The organism is Streptomyces sp. NPDC003456, assembly GCF_042878735.1.
Lineage (GTDB): Bacteria > Actinomycetota > Actinomycetes > Streptomycetales > Streptomycetaceae > Streptomyces.
The window spans coordinates 237,545-255,353 of sequence record NZ_JBIAOK010000004.1 but is presented as its reverse complement, the minus strand read 5'-3'; the positions used below and the strand labels follow the sequence as shown (position 1 = coordinate 255,353).

Genomic DNA, 17,809 nt, shown 5'->3' with positions numbered 1-17,809 from the left:
TTCGTTGACCGCCGCTCCGGCCGGAGGGCTGCTGGACGCGTTGATGGCGCACTCTCCTGGGGACGGGGGCCGTCTACGCGCGTAGCGCCCCTACGGCATACAAAGGGGTCGGCGCCCCGCGGCGACGGGGCACGAGGAGCGGACTCCCCGTACCCCGTCGAGCGGAGGCAACCCCAGGGGGTTACCGCCTGCTTCGAGGCAGTCGCTCGTCAGCTGCTCTTGACCTTGATCTCGCCGCTGATGATCTTCTCCTTGGCCGTCTTGATGGCTGCCTGGAGCTCGGCGTCGTCCGCGAACTTCGGGTTGGAGTTCGACAGGCCGACCTCGCCGGTCTTCAGATCGCCACGAACGATACCGGTCTCGGGCTTGCCGTCCTCGACCGACTTCGCCAGGTTGTACACCGCCTTGGCGACGTCCTTCATCGCCGAGGTCAGGATCGAGTCCTTGTACTTGGCGAGCGCTTCCTGCTGGTACTGGTCGGAGTCGACACCGATGGCCCACACCTTGTTGGCGGCGGCGGCCTCGATGACGCCCTGACCGGACAGGCCGGCGGCCGCGTAGACCACGTCGGCCTTCTTCTCGATCTGGCCCTCGGCGGCGGTCTTGCCCTTGTCGGGGCTGGAGAAGCCGCCCTCCTCCGCCGTCTGGGTGAGGTACTGGGAGAGGACCTTGACCTTCGGGTTCGTGTCCTTGACGCCCTGCGCGAAGCCCGCCTGGAACTTGTGGATCAGCGGGATGTCCACACCGCCCACGAAGCCGACGACGTTCGACTTGGTGCTCTTGGCGGCGGCGACACCGGCCAGGTAGGAGGCCTGCTCCTCGCTGAAGACGAGGTCGGCGACGTTCTTGGCGTCGTTGGTGGCGTCGTCGACGATGCCGAAGGTGGTGTCGGGGAACTTCTCCGCGGCGCCCTTGATGGCAGCGGCGTACGCGTAGCCCACGCCGATGACCGGGTTGTAGCCCTGCTTGGCCAGCGACGCCAGGCGCTGCTCCTTGTCGGCGTCCGTCTCGCCCTCGGTGGGCTCCAGGTCGGCCGTCTTGTACCCGAACTCCTTCTTCGCCTGCTCCAGGCCCGCGAAGGCGGCGTCGTTGAAGGACTGGTCGCCCTTGCCACCGACGTCGTAGGCGATGGCGAGGCCCTTGTCGCCACCCTTCGAGTCCGAGGACCCGGAGGTCGAAGTGCCGCCGCAGGCGGAGAGCGCGAGGGCCAGGGAGGCGGTCGCTGCGCCTGCGACCGTGATCCGGGAAATCCGGCGCATGTGTGGGTGCTCCTGTCGTACAACCGAGGTCGCACAGCGCCGGGACGGTTCAGCTTCAGCGCTGGCTTCGCCGCAGATTAACGCGCGTAGACCTGCCTGAAAACCCCTTCTGTCCACCTTGTTATCCGCCCGTGCCCAAGCCACCTCCGGGCCCCGGCCCGGGCGTTGCCGACCGCGAACGGGGGGTGGCGCTGGGTGATCCGCCGCCCGGTTCCGCGGCTGGCGGGCGGCCCGCCGGGCGCACGCGAAGCGGGCGGGCACCAGGGGTGCCCGCCCGCTCGCCTGCTGCTTCTACGACGCCGTCACTCCGTGTTGACCTTGATGGAGCCGTCGTCGATGCCCTCCTTGGCCTTGGCCACGGCGTCCTTCAGGCCCGGGATCTTCGCGTACTCCGGGTTGGACTCCGACAGGCCCACGCCGTTGACCTTCAGGTCGAACGTCTGGGTGCCGGTCAGCGGCTTGCCGTCCTGCACCGACTTGGACAGCGCGTAGACCGCACCGCCGACGTCCTTGAGCGCGGAGGTGAGGATGTAGTTCTTGTACGGCGCGAGAGCGGCCTGCTTGTACTGGTCGGAGTCGACGCCGATCGCCCAGACCTTCGCCTTGGCGGCGGCCTCGATCACGCCCTGGCCGGACAGGCCGGCCGCGGCGTACAGCACGTCCGCGTTCTTCTCGATCTGGCCCTCGGCCGCGGCCTTGCCCTTGTCGGGGCTGGAGAAGCCGCCCTCCTCCGCCGTCTGCGTCAGGTACTGCGACAGGACCTTCACCTTGGGGTCGGTGTCCTGCACGCCCTGCTTGTAGCCGGCCTCGAACTTGCGGATCAGCGGGACGTCGACGCCGCCGATGAAGCCGACCACGTCGGACTTCGTCGCCTTGGCCGCCGCGACACCGGCGAGGTAGGAGGCCTGCTCCTCGGCGAAGACGAGGGAGGCCACGTTCTTGCCCTCGACGACCGAGTCCACGATGCCGAAGGTGGTCTTCGGGTACTTGCCGGCCACCGCCTTCATCGCCGGGCCGTAGGCGAAGCCCACGCCGATGACGGGGTTGTAGCCCTGCTTGGCCAGCGACGCCAGGCGCTGCTCCTTGTCGGCGTCCGTCTCGCCCTCGGTGGGCTCGATGTCGGCCGTCTTGTAGCCGAACTCGTCCTTGGCCTTGGTCAGGCCCGCGAACGCGGCGTCGTTGAAGGACTGGTCGCCCTTGCCGCCGACGTCGTAGGCGATGGCCACACCGCGGTCGTTGCTGTCGCTGTCGTTGCTGTCACTGCTGGTGCCGCCACACGCCGTGGCGACCAGCCCGAGCGACGCGACCCCCACCGCGACCCGGGCCATCCTGGAAATCCGACGCATCTGAAGTTCCCCATTCTCCAAAGCCCCGCAGTGGGTGCTCGGTTCGGCGCACATTAACGCGCGTAGACACTCCTGGGAACGGTTCGCCGCGGGGCCGTTATCCATTCGTGCCGATGGCCGGTTACGCCCTTGTGAACCACGGGTTCGAACGGGGTCGAAAGGTGTACTCGGGCACACGGCGCATGCCTGCTGGTCACGGGCACCAGGCTGCCCCCGGGCTGCGCCGGGCGCAACCGGGGGCGTCCCTTCGTGGAGCTCGGGGGCGTGGGCCCGGTGCCGCGCCGTCGCGGCCGGCCGCGCGGTTCCCGCCCCCGAGCAGGCCGGAGGTCAGCGCAGGCCGTTGACCAGGGCCGCCGCCGTGAAGAGCTCCACGCCGACCGTGATCGCCGACTCGTCGACGTCGAAGTCGCCCTGGTGCAGGTCGCGGACGTGGCGCTCGCCCGGGGTGCGCACGCCCAGACGGGCCATCGCGCCGGGCACGTGCTCCAGGTACCAGGAGAAGTCCTCGCCGCCGAGGCTCTGCTCGGTGCTCTCGACGGACTCGACGCCGCGCCGGGCGATCATGGCCTCGCGCAGCAGCTCGGTCACGCCCGGCTCGTTCACCACGGGCGGGACGCCGCGCACGTAGTTGATCTCCGACTTGGCGCGGTGCAGGTTGGCGATCTCGTCGATCGCGGCCACCACCACGTCGGGGGCCTGCCGCCACGCGGCGAGGTCGAGGCACCGGACCGTGCCGGAGAGTTCGGCGTGCTGCGGGATCACGTTCGGGGCGTGGCCCGACTCGATGCGGCCCCAGGTGATGGCGAGCCCGCTGCGGGTGTCGAAGCGCCGCCCGACCAGGGCCGGCACGTCGGTGACCACGCGGGCCGCCGCGGTGACCAGGTCGGTCGTCAGGTGGGGGCGGGCGGTGTGGCCGCCCGGGCCGTCCAGGCCGATCTCCAGCCGGTCGCAGGCGGAGGTGATGGGCCCCTCGCGCAGCCCGATCCTCCCCGCGTCGACCCGGGGGTCGCAGTGGACGGCGATGATCGCGCCGACCCCTTCCAGCGCACCGCACTTGATGGCGTCGGCGGCGCCGCCGGGCAGCACCTCCTCGGCCGGCTGGAAGATCAGCCGGACGGGACGCGGCAGCTGCCCCCGCCGGTGCAGGTCGGCGAGGACCAGCCCGGCGCCGAGGACGACGGTGGTGTGCACGTCGTGGCCGCAGGCGTGCGCGCGGTCGGGGACGGTGGAGCGGTACGGGCAGTCCGCCTTCATGTCCGGGATGGGCAGGCCGTCGATGTCGGCGCGCAGGGCGAGCATGCTGGGCCCGCCCTCCCACTGCTCGCCCTCCAGGCCGATGTCACACACGAGTCCCGTCCCCACGGGGAGGACGCGTGGCTTGAGGCCGGCCCGCTCCAGCCGCTCCTTGATCGCGGCGGTGGTGCGGAACTCCTGGTTGCCCAGCTCCGGGTGCATGTGCAGGTCGCGCCGGAACGCGATGAGCTCGGCGCGCAGAGCGTCGGGCAACGCGCCGGGGAGCTCGGCTCCCCCGGGAAGATCGACCTCGGACTCCAGTGACATCAATTGCTTCACCCTTTGAAGGGTAGGGCGCCAAGGCGGTCGGCTGACCCTCGATCACAAAAACTTCAACCCGTTAGGGGAGGAAAATATGACCGCCGGACGCATAGGTATCAACTGAGATGGGTAACCTGCCTGCCTTTTGGGCCCCGCGGGTGCACCGCATCCCTCGGAGTGTGACATCCCGCACTCGTGCTTCACTCCGGTATCCCTCCATCCTCTTCCACGCATACCACGCCTCGCGCGTCGAACACCGGCGCGCCGGGTGCGCGGGGGCGCTCCCCCGCCAGGGTGCGGCCCGTGCGCGCCCCCGACTTCCCGCGGACCACCCGGGTCTCCTGCGACGCCATCGCCGAGGCCTACGCCGCCGACCAGCCCGACAGCCTGGCCGGCAGACCGCTGGAGAGCGCGCTGCCGGCGGTCTTCGGGGAACTGGCCCGGGCGCGTGCGGACGGCTCCGCGCGGCCGCCGGTCGCGGACATCGGCCATGGGCCGGGCCATGTGACGGCCCGGCTGCACGGCATGGGCCTGCCGGTGTTCGGGGTGGACGTATCGCCGCGCATGGTGGCCCTGGCCCGCCGGGCGCATCCGGGGCTGCGCTTCCACGTGGGGTCGATGACGGCCCTGGACCTGCCGGACGCGTCCCTGGGCGGGATCGTCGCCCTCTACTCGGTCATCCATGTGCCGGACGATCACCTGCCGTCGGTGTTCGCCGGCTTCCACCGCGTCCTGCTGCCGGGCGCGCCCGTCCTGCTGGGCTTCCAGTCCGGCACGGAGAACGGCCGTGTGCGCCTGACCGAGCGCTACGAGCGGGAGATCGCCCTCGACTTCCGCTGGCGCACCCCGGACGCGGTGGCGGAGCTGCTCGGCGACGCGGGGCTGGAGATGTACGCGTCGGTGCTGCGGGAGCCCCCGGACGGGGAGAGGATGCCCCGCGCGTTCCTGCTGGCGCGCCGGCCCGGGGAGCGGGTCAGGGTGCCGCGAGGCCGACCGGGCCGTGGCCCGCGGTGACCGTTCCGGCGGTGCCCGCGGCTCCGGCCGGGCCGGGACGGTCCGGGGAGCGCGGCGCCGCGGCGGACCGCGGCGCGGCCGCGGGATCCGGGTCCGGCGGACCCGCGGGGCCGGGGGCCGGTTGGCGCACGGGGTCCGAGGACGCAGGCCGCACGGGATCCGGGGCCGGAGGGCGCGCCGGATCCGAGGCCGGAGGATGCGCCGGATCCGGGGCCGGGGAGGCCGCCGGGGGCGGCGGAGCCGGGTCGGAGGGGACCGCCGGGGTCCGGCCCGCCGGGGACAGGCGGTGGACGTCGCGGGCCGTGCCCGTGACCCCGGAGAGGAAGTCCTGGGCCCGCGGGGACGCCGTCTCGGTGAGCCAGGCCGGGTCGATGTCGCAGACCGCGACGCGCACGCCCGTGCCGGACAGGGCGAGCGGCAGGGTGTGCACGACCGTGGAGGGGAAGCTGACGACGGTGCGGCCGATGGGGCCGCGCCGGGCGATGAGTTCGAGCGGGAGTTCCGGGCGGACGATCTCCAGACCCGTCTCGACGGCGAGGCGGTGGAGCTTGTCGGTGCTCTCGCGGCGGTGGGCGAAGTAGCGCGTGGCGCCGTGGGCGGCGGCCAGGGCCCGGACGGCCTCCAGGTAGCGGCCGTCGTCGACCACCCCGGTCTCCACCAGGGAGGTGCCCACCATGTCCGCGCCCTTGGTGATGCGGGGCGGGCCGAAGCGCGCGCGGGTCCAGGCGAAGGTGTGGGCGCTGACGGTGACGCCGTCCGGGACCTGGGTTATCGGCATGGAGGAGAAGATCTCCACCCGGCGCCCGCCGCCCGGGGTCAGGCGGCGCCGGGCCGAGGACGACACCGGGGCGAAGACCACGTCCCGGGGGCCGGGGCGGCCGCCCTTGCGGTGCCAGCGCACCAGCCGCTCGCCCCGGGCCAGCTGGCCGACGAACTCCATGGTGGCCGTGCCGTCGTCGACGACGACCAGGTCGCGGGCGCGGGTGATCGTCAGCAGCAGCTGGACGTAGCGGGAGAACGGGTCCCCCAGCACGATGCGGCGGGCCCTGCGCAGCAGGCCGGCCAGGCCTCCGATGGTGCGGAAGGGCGCCAGGGCGCCGCCGCGCGCCTCCTCCCAGCGGACCTGGTGCCCCTCGTCGCGGGCCAGGTCGGACATCCGCCGCAGCTGGCCGCGCGTCATCGGGTCGACGGGTGACAGCACCACGAGGGTGAGCCCCACGCCGGGCGCGTGCGCGTGCGCCCACTCCAGCACGTTCAGCAGCTGTACCGGACTCTCGACGAAGGCGAGGGTGTGGGGGCCGGCGTTCCCGGCGCGGGGGCTCATCGACGTACGACCGTCCCGTCGTAAGGGGGTGGTGGGGTGGGTGCTCAGACGCCGACCGGCTCGCCCGCCGCCGTGGCGATCTCCGCCTCGGCGACCACGCCGGCGACGCGGCGCAGCTTCTTCATCGGGGCCAGCTCGGAGTCGTAGACCTTCTTCACGCCGTCGCCCAGGGAGGCCTCGATGGTGCGGATGTCGCGGACCAGGCGGGTCAGGCCCTGCGGCTCGACGGAGGCGGCCTGGTCCGAGCCCCACATGGCGCGGTCGAGGGTGATGTGGCGCTCCACGAAGGTGGCGCCCAGGGCGACCGCGGCGAGGGTGGTCTGCAGGCCGGTCTCGTGGCCGGAGTAGCCGATCGGGACGTTCGGGTACTCCTGCTGGAGGGTGTTGATCACGCGCAGGTTGAGCTCCTCGGCCTTGGCCGGGTAGGTCGACGTGGCGTGGCACATCAGGATGTTGTCGGAGCCGAGGACCTCGACGGCGTGGCGGATCTGCTTGGGCGTCGACATGCCGGTGGACAGGATCACGGCGCGGCCGGTGGCCCGCAGGGCGCGCAGCAGCTCGTCGTCGGTGAGGGAGGCGGAGGCGACCTTGTGGGCGGGCACGTCGAACTTCTCCAGGAAGGCGACGGCCTCGGTGTCCCACGGGGAGGCGAACCAGTCGATGTTCTTCGACTTGCAGTAGTCGTCGATGGCGCGGTACTCGTCCTCGCCGAACTCCACGCGGTGGCGGTAGTCGATGTAGGTCATCCGGCCCCAGGGGGTGTCGCGCTCGATGTCCCACTGGTCGCGCGGGGTGCAGATCTCCGGGGTGCGCTTCTGGAACTTGACGGCGTCGCAGCCGGCCTCGGCGGCGGCGTCGATCAGCTTGAGGGCGTTCTCGAGCTCGCCGTTGTGGTTGATGCCGATCTCGCCGCAGACGTAGACCGGGCGGCCCGGGCCGACCTCGCGCGAACCGAAGGTGCGGATGCGGGAGTTGGTGCTCATGGCGTGGGGTGTCCTTACTTGGTGAGGGAATCGAGAGAGGGGCCGAGGATCCAGCTGGCGATCTCTCGGATCGCGCCGTCGCCACCGGGGACGGTGGTGACCGCGCGTGCGGCGCCGCGCACGACGTCGTGGGCGCTCGCGACCGCCACGGGCCAGCCGACGAGGGCGAAGCACGGGAGGTCATTGACGTCGTTGCCGACGTAGAGCACGCGCTCCGGCGCGATGCCCTGCTCCTCGCACCACTGCTTCAGCGCGAGGTCCTTGCGGTCGATGCCGTGCAGCACCGGGAGCCTGAGCTTCCGGGCCCGGGCGGCGACCACGGGGTTCTGTTCCGTGGACAGGATCAGCATCGTCAGGCCGCTCCTGCGGAGGGCCGCGATGCCGAGTCCGTCCCCGCGGTGCACGGAGACGAACTCCCGTCCGTCGGAGTCGATCAGCACCCGGTCGTCGGTCTGGGTGCCGTCGAAGTCGAGGACGACCGCGTCGATGTCGTCGGCGGTCGGGAGCGCGCCGGGCCGGTCCGCGTCGAACAGCGGGGCCAGGGCCCGGGCGCGGGCGAGGTCGTGCGGGTCGTCGATCTCCAGCACGCGGGCGGGGTCGGTGCGGACCAGCTCGGTGCGGCCGAAGAAGCGGTGGCCGTGCTCGCGGAAGCCGGCGGCGTCCATGGCGTAGGCGGCCCCGGTCTCCAGGAGGTCCTGGGGGCGGTCCTGGCGGCGGGGCCGGAAGGACTTGTCGTGGTTGACGCCGAAACCGCCGCCGGCGGCGGCGTCGTTCTCCGCGACGGAGCCGGCCGCGAGTGCGTCGTCGGCGTCGCGCCAGACGAACCCGTGGAAGGGCGCGACGGTGACGGCGGTGTCGGCACCGTTCGCGGCGACCGCCCCGGCGACCCCGTCGATGTCCTCGCGCACCAGGAACGGGCTGGTGCACTGCACGAGCAGGACCACGTCCACCGGGGCGCCGTGCAGGGCCTCGTGGGCGTCCATGGCGTGCAGGACGGCGGCCTCGGAGGTGGCGGTGTCCCCGGCGATGGCGGCGGGGCGCAGCACGACCTCGGCGCCGGCCTCGCGGGCGGCGGCGGCGATGGCCTGGTCGTCGGTGGAGACCACGACGTCCGTCACGAGCCGCGCGGAGCGGCACTCGCGCACCGCCCGGGCCACCAGCGGGACGCCGCCGACCGGGAGGAGGTTCTTCGCGGGCACGCCCTTGGAACCGCCGCGTGCGGGGATCACCGCGAGCACCCGGCGTACCGCCGGGGCGCCCGGGCCCGCTTCCGAGTGGGACATGGGTTCAGCTCCTTGACGTGGGATCGGGCGGCGGCTCACAGCTCGCCCATCCGCCGGATGACGGGCGCCACGCGCTGCACGCCGTGCCGGTAGGCGCCGCGCGCCGCCCGGCGCACGATCTGCCGGACCGGACCGGGCTCACGGTCGGCGGCGGGCGCGCCGGGCAGGGGCGCGCCGTCGGGGCCGAGGTGGTGGCGGGCGAGGATGCCGGGCAGGTAGCCGGGCGCGGTGACGGGGGTGTAGTACGGGGTCAGCGGGGGCAGCCCGCCGGGCCGGCCGAGCAGCTTCGCGATGTGTTCCCGGGCGGTGTCGAAGGCGGAGCCGTACGAACCGTCCGCCCCCACGCCCTGGCGGGCCACCCACTCCTCGTCGGGGACGGGCCGGTGCCCGGCGTCGAGCTGGTCCCAGGAGGCGAGGCAGCCGGAGCCGACGAAGTGGTGGTTGCCGAGGGACTCGCGCACGCCGAGGTCGGTGAGGACGGCGGTCGGGATCCGGCGGTGCAGCGACTCCAGGGCGGCCGTGGAGCTGACCGTCACCAGCAGGTCGGTGCGGTCCAGGACCTCGCCCATGTTGCCGTACACCAGGCGGAAGTTGGCCGGCGCGTCGAGCCGCTGCACCAGCTTCTGGTACGGCAGTTCCTCGATGTGGGTGGTGTGTTCGCCCGGCTTGGAGCGCAGCTTCAGCAGCACCTCGCGCTCGGGGTGCCGGCGGGCGTGCTGCACCAGCCGGTCCAGCAGGTACGTGCGGTCCCGGCGGCTGTCGGGGACGGAGGGCTGGGCGGCGAACACGACCCGGTAGGGCTCGTGTTCGCCCTCGTAGCGTGCCCCCCCGAGGAAGGGCAGGGCCACTTCGGTCACCGACGAGGCGTCGGCGCCCACTCCCTCGTAGACCGCGCGGAAACGCTCCGCGTCCTGCCGGGAGTTGGCCAGGACCAGGTCCGCTCCGTGGCGCAGCAGCAGACCGTCGGCGAGCTTCTCGTAGACGACGCCGACGTAGCCGGTGACGACGACGGGGCGTGACCTGCGGCCCGACCAGGTGTGCGCGAGGCCGTGCAGCATCGCCTGCACGCCGCCGCCGACGAGCGCGAGGACCAGGACGTCGTAGGCGTCCTCGTCCATGGCGCGCAGGAACTCGGCCGCGGTGACCTCCCGCAGCGAGTCGGCGCTCACGCCCACTTCCCGCAGCTGGCGCGGGGTGGGCGTGGCCCGGCCGCGCAGCAGGAACCCGTCGAGGAGGGGGCCGGGTTGCGCGGCCTCGCTCCCTGCGGTTTCCATGGACGGTCCCGGGACGATGCGGTGCGCGGTGAGGGCACCCCATTTCCATCGGGTGTCGGAGTCCGCGAGAACCGCGATACGCGGGCGCTTCGGTGTACTTGCTGGCACGTCGATGACGCTAGGAAGCGAATCCGAGGTACGGCGGAACCGGGACTCAACGAAAAGTTAACAACACCCCACCGCGAGCCGAACTGGCCTGCCGGAAGGCGGGAAGTACACGCGGTGCACCGTTCTGACACATTGAGTTCACCCGGTGTACGCGCTTCGGAAAGTTGCCCTGCCGGGCGGGCTCCTAACGTTCTGCGGGTGCCTAAGCTTTCCGTGATCGTGCCGTTCTACAACGTGCAGCAATATGCCCCGGACACCCTCAGAAGCCTTCGGCTGAACGCCGATCGGGATTTCGAGTTCATCCTGGTCGACGACCATTCGAAGGACGAAACCCCGGCCATTCTCGAACGGGCGGCCGAGGAGCTCTCGGATGTCGCGCAGGTGCGGTACATCCGACACGAGCGCAACGGGGGTCTGGCCACCGCCCGCAACACCGGACTGGACGCGGCTCAGGGCGAGTACCTGACGTTCCTGGACGGCGACGACTGGCTGGCTCCCGGCTATCTCACCGAACTGGTGTCCGCCATGGACCGGTTGGGCTGCGACTTCGTGCGCACCGACCACGTCCAGGCCACCGCGCGCGCCCGGTCCGTGCACCGGGTCCCGGTCGGGCGCCGCTGGGAGGCGTTCGATCCGCGCGAGGCGATCCTGCCCGCGCACCGCTCCACCTCCGTGGACTACGCCTACGCCTGGGCCGGCGCCTACCACCGGCGCCTGGTGGACCGGGGGCTGCTCCACTTCACCGACGGGCTGCGCACGGCCGAGGACCGGCCGTGGATCTGGAAGCTGCACCGGGAGGCGGAGTCGTTCGCCGTGGTGAGCCTGCTCGGGGTGTTCTACCGGCGCGGGGTCGCCTCGTCCCTCACCCAGATCGGCGACGTGCGCCAGCTCGACTTCATCCGCGCCTTCGACCAGGTGGTCGAGGAGACGGCCCGGGACCGCGAGGCGGACCGGCTGCTGCCCAAGGCGGTGCGGACCTACTGCGCGATCATCGCCCACCACCTGTCCAACGAGGACCGGTTCGAGCCGTCCGTGGCCCGGCAGCTGCGCTCGATGAGCGCCGCGGCCATCAAGCGGCTGCCGCAGGACGCGCTCGCCGACGCACTGGAGGCCATGGACATGGACCGCTCGGCCAGACTGCGGCGGCTGCGCCGCCGGGTCACGACGACGGGAGCGGCGGCCTGATGCCCGGGACCACCCAGATCTTCTGCGCGTCGACGCTGTACGGCGTCGCCACCCTGGCCGCGGCCATCGACTCCGACCTCTTCGAGGAGCCGGACCGCCGGGTGCTGCTGGTGTTCAACAACTCCGCGACCCCGGAGACCACCCCGGCCCTCGACGAGATGCCGGGCTTCGAGCCGCTGCGCTCGCACTTCGACGAGGTCCTGTCCTGGAACGAGGCCATCCGCCCCTTCCACCCCGGGGCGTGGGCGCCGCGCGCCGACGACATCCCCCTGTTCGAGCGCCATCTGCGGCTGCTGTGGGGCCTCGGCGACGACCGCGTCAGCCTGGTCCTGGAATCCCTCCAGGTCGCCCCGGCGCTGACGGTGGCCCAGCTGTTCACCGACGCCCCCCTCGACGTGTACGCCGACGGCCTGATGAGCTACGGCCCCACGCGCAACAAGCTCGATCCGCTGGTCGGCACCCGCGTGCGGCGGCTGCTGCACCTGGACCTGGTGCCGGGCCTGACACCGATGCTGCTCACCGAGTTCGGCGTGCCCGCCCGCCTGGTGCCGACGCCCGCGTTCCTCAAGGTGCTCGGCGAGGTGACCGAGACGGTCCCCGGGCTGCCGGAGCTGCCCGGGGACGCGGCGCTGCTGCTGGGCCAGTACCTGTCGGCGCTGAGCATCCTCTCCCCCGAGGAGGAGGAGGACCTGCACGTGCGGATGCTGCGCGGGGCCGTCGCCCGCGGCCACCGCGCGGTCGTCTTCAAACCGCACCCGACCGCCCCGGCCCGCTACAGCCGCGCCCTGGAGACCGAGGCCGAGAAGCTGGGCGTCGCCCTGACGGTGCTGGACACCCCCGTCCTCGCCGAGGTGCTCTTCGACCGCGCCCGTCCGGCCCTGGTCGTCGGCTGCTTCTCCACGGCCCTGTTCACCGCCTCCGCCTTCTACGACCTGCCGGTCGCCCGGGTCGGCACCGAGCTGCTGCTGGAGCGGCTGACGCCCTACCAGAACAGCAACCGCGTGCCCACCACGCTGGCGGACGCGGCTCTGCCGGCGCTGGACGACGAGCAGGGCGGTGACCTGCTGCCGGCCGAGCGGCTGCCCGATCTGGTCACGGCCGTGGGTTTCACCATGCAGCCGCAGATCTATCCCGAACTGCGTCCGCGGGCGGAACAGTTCCTGGCCCGCCATCTGGGGCCGCGCACCCGGCGCTATTTCAAGAAGCGCCGGCTCACCGCGCTCGGCCTGCCCGGCGGAATTCCGCAGCGGCTGGCTTTCCTTCCGCGCAATTCCACGGCACGCCGGGTGGTCCGGCGCGCACGGGCCCTGCGCAAGGCGGTACGCGGCTGAACTGCGCGGGCCCGGCGATTCGCCTCGGCGACGCGGAGATGAACCCGAGGAAAAGGACAGGGGAAGCCTGTTGCCCTCGAACGTGATTGCGCCCCTTCACGTTTTAGGGTGACAGGCGCCCTGCCCGCCCTCAGGCGGACACCGGGTCAAGGACGGACGAGCCCCCAGAGGTTTTCAGCGTGACCGAGACGGTCGTCAGCACCCGCCAGCCCCGGCCCGCCGCCGCGGCGCCCGCCGAACCACCCGGCGCCCCGATCGTCCCGCGGCGCCGCGAGAGGCCCGGGGGGCGGCTGCGCGCCCTGGACGGACTGCGGCTGCTGGCCGCCCTGATGGTGGCGGCGTACCACTACGGCGGGCGCGACGGGGAGATCGCGCAGGCCTGGGGCACCTCGCCCAAGGAGCAGTTCCCCACCCTGCACGAGTACTTCGCCTACGGCTGCCTCGGCGTCCAGGTGTTCTTCGTGATCAGCGGGTTCGTGATCTGCATGAGCGGCTGGGGCCGGCCGCTGAAGTCGTTCGTCGCCTCGCGCGCCTCCCGCCTGCTGCCCGCCTACTGGGTGGCGGTGCTGATCGTCACGGCGGTGTTCGCCCTGCCGGTGGTCGCCTACCGGGCGGTGTCACCGAGCGACGCGCTGGTGAACCTGACGATGCTGCAGATGCCGCTGGGCGTGGACCGGGTGCTCGGGGTGTGCTGGACGCTGTGGGCGGAGGTCCGCTTCTACGCCCTGTTCGCCCTGTGCGTGGTGCTGCCCGGAGCCACCCGCCGCCGCGTGATCATGTTCTGCGCGGGGTGGACGCTGGCGGCGGTGATCGCCGAGAACGCGCAGCTGCCGCTGCTCGACATCGTCGCGATGCCGCAGTACGCCCCGTTCTTCATCGGCGGTGTCGGCCTGTACCTGGTCCACCTCGACCGGCGGGACGTGTACGGCTGGGGCATCGTCGCCGTCAGCTGGGCCGTCGGCCAGCACTACGCGGTGCAGGAACTGTGGCACGCGCCCGGCGCGGGCGGCTTCTCCCACCGCACCTCGCTCGGGATCGTCCTGGTGGTCACCTTCGGCTTCCTCGCGGTCGCGGCGATCGCCCTGGGACTGCTCAACCGGGTGAACTGGCGCTGGCTGACCGTGGCGGGAGCGCTGACGTACCCGTTCTACCTGGTGCACGAGCACCTCGGATGGGTGGTCGTCCACGCCCTGCACCAGGGCCTGGATCTGCCATCGGGGGTGACCTTCGGGCTGACGGTGGCCGCAATGCTGCTGCTGGCGTGGCTGCTGAACAAGTATGTGGAGGAACCGCTGACACCACGGCTGCGGGCCGCTCTGGCCAGGGGCCGCTGAGCTGTTCAGGGGACGTTCGACCATCCGTCGGTACGGGCACCGCCCGGGGAGAAGGCTCGCCTCATGACCAACGCACACGCGACCACCGACCGGTACCCCGGCGAACTGGCCGACGTACCGGGCTGGTTCCCGCCACTGGACCAGATGCTGTTCACCTGGTTCCTGGAGCGGCAGCGCGAGCAGGGCGTCCGCGGGGATCTGCTGGAACTCGGCGTCTACCTGGGCAAGAGCGCGATCCTGCTGGGCCGGCACCTCGGGGACGGCGAGACCTTCACCGTCTGCGACCTGTTCGAGGGCGAGGCCCCGGACGGCGCCAACCAGGCGGAGACGGCCCGGTCCTACTCCTCGCTCACCCGGCAGGCGTTCGAGCGGAACTACCTCTCCTTCCACGACGACCTGCCGGCCGTCATCGCCGGTCCCAGCTCGCTCGTGTCCGAGCGGGTCGCCCCGGGCTCCTGCCGCTTCGTCCACATCGACGCCTCGCACCTGTACGAGCACGTGCACGGCGACATCGGGGCGGCGCGCGAGATCCTCCAGCCGGGCGGCGTCGTCGTGCTGGACGACTTCCGCTCCGAGCACACCCCGGGCGTCTCCGCCGCCGCGTGGGAGGCCGTCCTCAACCGGGGCCTGAACCCCCTCTGCCTGAGCACGCAGAAGATGTACGGCACCTGGGGCGACCCCGGGCCGCTCCAGGAGGAGCTGCTCGCCATGCTGCGGGAGCGCACGGACTGCTCCGTGAGCGTGCAGCAGGCGGCCGGGCACCGGCTGGTGCGGGCCCGGTCGCGGGGCATGAAACCGCCGGCCTTCCCGCCCTCGCGGCACTACGTGGCGCCGGTCCCGGCCCAGACCCCCGCCCCGGCGGCGTCCGGGTCCCCGGCCGCCCCGCGGGCGGCCCGGCCCGCGCCCTCCCGGGCCCGCCGGCTCGCCAAGGACCTGCTGCCGCCGCTGGTCACCCGGGCCGTGCGGCGGGCCCGCAAGCGCGGGAGCCGGGGAGCCGCCGCGGTGTCATGAGACGCCGTAGCGGGCCGCGATCCCGTCGACGAGGAGGGCCAGTCCCTCCTCGAAGTGCCGCTCGTGGTCCTCGAAGATCTCCGCGCCCGCCCGGGCCGACAGCGGGAAGTCGGCCAGGAGGCGGGCGCGTTCGTCCATGTCGTAGCCCTCGCGGCGTTCGCCCGGCAGGGGATGCACGCCCTGCTCCTCGGTGACGAAGCCCAGTGTGTACAGGTACACCGTGGTGAAGGCGCGCGCCGCCTGCGGGAGGGTGAAGCCCGCGGCCGTCAGCAGGCGCAGGTTGTCCTCCATCTGCGGGGCGTGCTCGATGCCGGTGAACCGTGAGCCGCTGAACACCTTCGCGCCGTCCCGGTAGCCGAGCAGGGCCGTGCGCAGTCCGCGGTTGGCCTTCAGCAGCCGCTCCCGCCAGGTGTCGGCCGGGTCGAGGGCGGTGCCCGCGACCATTCGGCGGTACATCTCCGTCGCCATCTCGTCGAGCAGCGCCTGCTTGTCCTTGAAGTGCCAGTAGAGGGCGGGCGCCTTCACGTCCAGCTCCCGGGCGATCGCACGCAGGCTCAGCCCGTCCAGGCCCACCTCGTTCAGCAGCCGCAGCGCGGTGTCCGCGACCCGGCGGCGGTCCAGGGGCGGGCGTCGTTCCGTACTCACGCTTGACAACTTAACACCGTTAAGGCCACGCTCGGGGACGACGAGGCACTTAACAGCGTTAAGGAGCGGGTGGCGATGGAGACGGACGTACTCGTGGTGGGGGCGGGCCCGACCGGGCTGGCGCTCGGTGTGGACCTGGCCCGGCGGGGGGTCCCCGCGCTGATCCTGGAGCGGGCACGGACGCTGTTCCCCGGCTCACGGGGCAAGGGCCTGCAACCGCGCACGATGGAGGTGTTCGACGATCTGGGGGTGCTCGGCGCGATCCGCGCGGCGGGCGGCCCCTACCCGGTCGGGATGATCTGGCAGGACGGCCGGCGCGCGGGCGAGCACCGGATGTTCGAGCCCGTGGCGCCGAGCGAGGAGGCGCCCTACGACGAGCCGTGGATGGTGCCCCAGTGGCGGACGCAGGAGATCCTGCGGGCGCGGCTGGAGGAACTGGGCGGGCGGGTGGCCTTCGGCCGGGAGCTGGCCGGCCTGACGCAGGACGCGGACGGGATCCGCGCGGTCCTCGCCTGCGGCGAGACCGTCACCGCCCGGTACGCGGTCGCGGCCGACGGCGGCCGGTCGACCGTCCGGCGGCTGCTCGGCATCGGCATGACCGGCGAGACGCTCGACCCGCACCCGACGCTGGTGGCCGACGTCCGCATCAGCGGCCTGGACCGGGAGAACTGGCACCTCTTCCCGCCGCGCGGCCCGGGCGACGGCTTCCTGGCGATCTGCCCGCTGGCCGGCACGGAGGACTTCCAGCTGGTGGCCGAGTTCCCGGACGGCTCCGCCCCGGACCTGTCCCCGGAGGGGCTGCGGAAGGTGGTCGCCGCCCGCTCGCACCTCGCGCCCGAGGCGCTGACGCAGGTGAGCTGGGCCTCGGACTTCCGCCCCCGGGCGGCCCTCGCGGACCGTTTCCGCTCCGGGCGGGTGTTCCTCGCCGGCGACGCGGCCCACGTGCACTCGCCGGCCGGCGGCCAGGGTCTGAACACCAGCGTGCAGGACGCCTACAACCTGGGCTGGAAGCTGGGCGCGGTGCTGCGCGACGGCGCCGGAGCGGACCTGCTCGACTCCTACGAGGCGGAGCGGCGGCCCGTCGCCGCGGACATGCTCGGGCTGTCCACGAGCGTGCACCGGGGCGAGACCCGGCGCGGCGGGGCCACCCGGCAGCTCTCCCTCGGCTACCCCGCTTCGCCGCTCACCCGCGAGACCCGGACCCACCCGGGCCCCCTGCGGGCCGGGGAGCGGGCGCCCGACGGGAGGGTGGACGGCGTCCGGCTGTTCGACGCCTTCCGCGGCCCGCACTGGACGCTGCTGGCCCTGGGCGGTGCCGAGGCCCCGCGGCTCGGCACCCGGATCCGGGTCGTACGGGGACCGGCGCCGGCGGCGTACGGGCCCGGCCTGTTCCTCGTCCGGCCGGACGGCTACGTCGGCTGGGCGGGCGGCACGGCGGCCGGGCTCGCGGACTACCTGGCCCCGCTGGGCCTGCGCTGAGCCGGGTCCCGGCGGCCGTCTCTCAGCTGCTCGCGAGCGACAGCTTCACCGCGAAGCCCAGGAACAGCGCGCCCGCCGCCGAGGTCGCCCCCGCCGACAGGCGCCTGCGGCGGCGGAAGGCGGCGGCCAGCCGGGTGCCGCCGAAGATCAGTGCGCTCAGGTACAGCACGCTGGCGAGCTGGGCCAGGACCCCGAGGACGACGAACGACAGGGCGGGATGGGCGTATCCCGGGTCCACGAACTGCACGAAGAAGGCGACGAAGAACAGGATCGCCTTGGGGTTGATCAGGCTCACGACCAGGGCGCGGCGGAACGGCCGCTCCTCGGCGGGCACGGCCGCGCCGTCCTCGGCGGCCGACCGCTCGGCGCGCGTGCGCCACATGCCCCAGGCGGCCCGCAGCATGCCGACGGCGAGCCAGGTCAGGTATCCGGCGCCCGCGTACTTGACGACGGCGAACAGCACGGCGTTCGCCTGCAGCAGCGAGGCGACGCCGGCCGCGGACAGCGTCATCAGCACCGCGTCGCCGCACCAGACGCCCGAGGCGGCGGTGTACCCGGCCCGCACACCGCGGCGGGCGGCCACGGACAGCACGTACAGCGAGTTGGGGCCGGGAAGCAGGATGATCAGGGCGAGGCCCGCCAGGTAGGTGGGCAGATCGATGACACCGAACATGCGAAG

General features: G+C 72.7%; 14 protein-coding genes and 1 pseudogene. 6 read left to right on the top strand and 9 right to left on the bottom strand.

What is annotated here, in order from left to right:
* Window positions 1-209: 209 nt before the first annotated feature.
* From ACFYWG_RS17325 to ACFYWG_RS17315, 3 genes are all read right to left on the bottom strand, one after another.
* Entirely contained in the window at window positions 210-1,259 is a 1,050-nt protein-coding gene (locus ACFYWG_RS17325; RefSeq protein WP_376331836.1) for a BMP family protein, read from the bottom strand.
* Window positions 1,260-1,561: 302 nt separating this feature from the next.
* Window positions 1,562-2,605 carry a BMP family protein gene (locus tag ACFYWG_RS17320; RefSeq protein WP_376331834.1) on the bottom strand — a complete coding sequence of 348 codons (1,044 nt, stop codon included), beginning with the start codon at window positions 2,603-2,605 and terminating at the stop codon, window positions 1,562-1,564.
* Window positions 2,606-2,932: 327 nt separating this feature from the next.
* Window positions 2,933-4,165, bottom strand: a complete 1,233-nt coding sequence (locus tag ACFYWG_RS17315; protein WP_385419233.1) for a M20 family metallopeptidase — start codon at window positions 4,163-4,165, stop codon at window positions 2,933-2,935.
* A 288-nt stretch (window positions 4,166-4,453) separates the two neighbouring features.
* On the opposite strand from ACFYWG_RS17315, the gene ACFYWG_RS17310 reads away from it, so the two are divergent.
* Window positions 4,454-5,173: a class I SAM-dependent DNA methyltransferase gene (locus tag ACFYWG_RS17310; RefSeq protein WP_389202032.1), complete on the top strand. Its 720-nt coding sequence runs from the start codon at window positions 4,454-4,456 to the stop codon at window positions 5,171-5,173.
* A 262-nt stretch (window positions 5,174-5,435) separates the two neighbouring features.
* On the opposite strand, the pseudogene ACFYWG_RS17305 reads toward ACFYWG_RS17310, so the two are convergent.
* The 4 genes and pseudogenes from ACFYWG_RS17305 to ACFYWG_RS17290 all read right to left on the bottom strand — a co-directional run.
* A pseudogene (locus ACFYWG_RS17305) lies at window positions 5,436-6,497 on the bottom strand (hypothetical protein); the annotation flags it as partial.
* Window positions 6,498-6,541: 44 nt separating this feature from the next.
* The gene (locus ACFYWG_RS17300; RefSeq protein WP_376331831.1) at window positions 6,542-7,480 is read right to left on the bottom strand and encodes an N-acetylneuraminate synthase family protein; all 939 of its coding nucleotides are present in this window, start codon (window positions 7,478-7,480) and stop codon (window positions 6,542-6,544) included.
* A gap of 14 nt (window positions 7,481-7,494) precedes the next feature.
* The gene (locus ACFYWG_RS17295) at window positions 7,495-8,763 is read right to left on the bottom strand and encodes a cytidylyltransferase domain-containing protein (protein ID WP_389202030.1); all 1,269 of its coding nucleotides are present in this window, start codon (window positions 8,761-8,763) and stop codon (window positions 7,495-7,497) included.
* A 35-nt stretch (window positions 8,764-8,798) separates the two neighbouring features.
* On the bottom strand, window positions 8,799-10,145 hold the full coding sequence (locus ACFYWG_RS17290) for a DUF6716 putative glycosyltransferase (protein ID WP_389202028.1): 1,347 nt from the start codon (window positions 10,143-10,145) through the stop codon (window positions 8,799-8,801).
* A gap of 198 nt (window positions 10,146-10,343) precedes the next feature.
* Between ACFYWG_RS17290 and ACFYWG_RS17285 the strand changes: the two genes are divergently transcribed.
* The 4 genes from ACFYWG_RS17285 (at window position 10,344) to ACFYWG_RS17270 (ending at window position 15,006) form a co-directional block, all read left to right on the top strand.
* Window positions 10,344-11,330 carry a glycosyltransferase family 2 protein gene (locus tag ACFYWG_RS17285; protein WP_376331825.1) on the top strand — a complete coding sequence of 329 codons (987 nt, stop codon included), beginning with the start codon at window positions 10,344-10,346 and terminating at the stop codon, window positions 11,328-11,330.
* Entirely contained in the window at window positions 11,330-12,661 is a 1,332-nt protein-coding gene (locus ACFYWG_RS17280; RefSeq protein WP_385419135.1) for an alpha-2,8-polysialyltransferase family protein, read from the top strand. Before ACFYWG_RS17285 ends, ACFYWG_RS17280 begins: the two co-directional genes overlap by 1 nt.
* A gap of 179 nt (window positions 12,662-12,840) precedes the next feature.
* Window positions 12,841-13,995, top strand: a complete 1,155-nt coding sequence (locus tag ACFYWG_RS17275; protein ID WP_376331821.1) for an acyltransferase family protein — start codon at window positions 12,841-12,843, stop codon at window positions 13,993-13,995.
* A gap of 63 nt (window positions 13,996-14,058) precedes the next feature.
* Window positions 14,059-15,006, top strand: a complete 948-nt coding sequence (locus ACFYWG_RS17270) for a class I SAM-dependent methyltransferase (protein ID WP_376331819.1) — start codon at window positions 14,059-14,061, stop codon at window positions 15,004-15,006.
* Here ACFYWG_RS17270 and ACFYWG_RS17265 read toward each other — a convergent pair.
* A complete protein-coding gene (locus tag ACFYWG_RS17265; protein ID WP_376331817.1) occupies window positions 15,001-15,651 on the bottom strand; it encodes a TetR/AcrR family transcriptional regulator C-terminal domain-containing protein in 651 nt (216 codons plus the stop codon). The two genes, ACFYWG_RS17270 and ACFYWG_RS17265, sit on opposite strands and share 6 nt — an antisense overlap.
* Window positions 15,652-15,726: 75 nt before the next feature.
* On the opposite strand from ACFYWG_RS17265, the gene ACFYWG_RS17260 reads away from it, so the two are divergent.
* On the top strand, window positions 15,727-17,130 hold the full coding sequence (locus ACFYWG_RS17260) for an FAD-dependent oxidoreductase (protein WP_389202024.1): 1,404 nt from the start codon (window positions 15,727-15,729) through the stop codon (window positions 17,128-17,130).
* A gap of 22 nt (window positions 17,131-17,152) precedes the next feature.
* Here ACFYWG_RS17260 and leuE read toward each other — a convergent pair whose 3' ends face one another.
* A complete protein-coding gene (gene leuE, locus ACFYWG_RS17255) occupies window positions 17,153-17,803 on the bottom strand; it encodes a leucine efflux protein LeuE (protein WP_383502711.1) in 651 nt (216 codons plus the stop codon).
* Between the last annotated feature and the right edge of the window lie 6 nt (window positions 17,804-17,809).

Bases quoted from the DNA above. Each gene is read 5' to 3' on its own strand.
- ACFYWG_RS17325 (WP_376331836.1), bottom strand. From the start codon at position 1,259: ATGCGCCGGATTTCCCGGATCACGGTCGCAGGCGCAGCGACCGCCTCC.
- ACFYWG_RS17320 (WP_376331834.1), bottom strand. From the start codon at position 2,605: ATGCGTCGGATTTCCAGGATGGCCCGGGTCGCGGTGGGGGTCGCGTCG.
- ACFYWG_RS17315 (WP_385419233.1), bottom strand. From the start codon at position 4,165: ATGTCACTGGAGTCCGAGGTCGATCTTCCCGGGGGAGCCGAGCTCCCC.
- ACFYWG_RS17300 (WP_376331831.1), bottom strand. From the start codon at position 7,480: ATGAGCACCAACTCCCGCATCCGCACCTTCGGTTCGCGCGAGGTCGGC.
- ACFYWG_RS17295 (WP_389202030.1), bottom strand. From the start codon at position 8,763: ATGTCCCACTCGGAAGCGGGCCCGGGCGCCCCGGCGGTACGCCGGGTG.
- ACFYWG_RS17280 (WP_385419135.1), top strand. From the start codon at position 11,330: ATGCCCGGGACCACCCAGATCTTCTGCGCGTCGACGCTGTACGGCGTC.
- ACFYWG_RS17270 (WP_376331819.1), top strand. From the start codon at position 14,059: ATGACCAACGCACACGCGACCACCGACCGGTACCCCGGCGAACTGGCC.
- ACFYWG_RS17260 (WP_389202024.1), top strand. From the start codon at position 15,727: ATGGAGACGGACGTACTCGTGGTGGGGGCGGGCCCGACCGGGCTGGCG.
- leuE (WP_383502711.1), bottom strand. From the start codon at position 17,803: ATGTTCGGTGTCATCGATCTGCCCACCTACCTGGCGGGCCTCGCCCTG.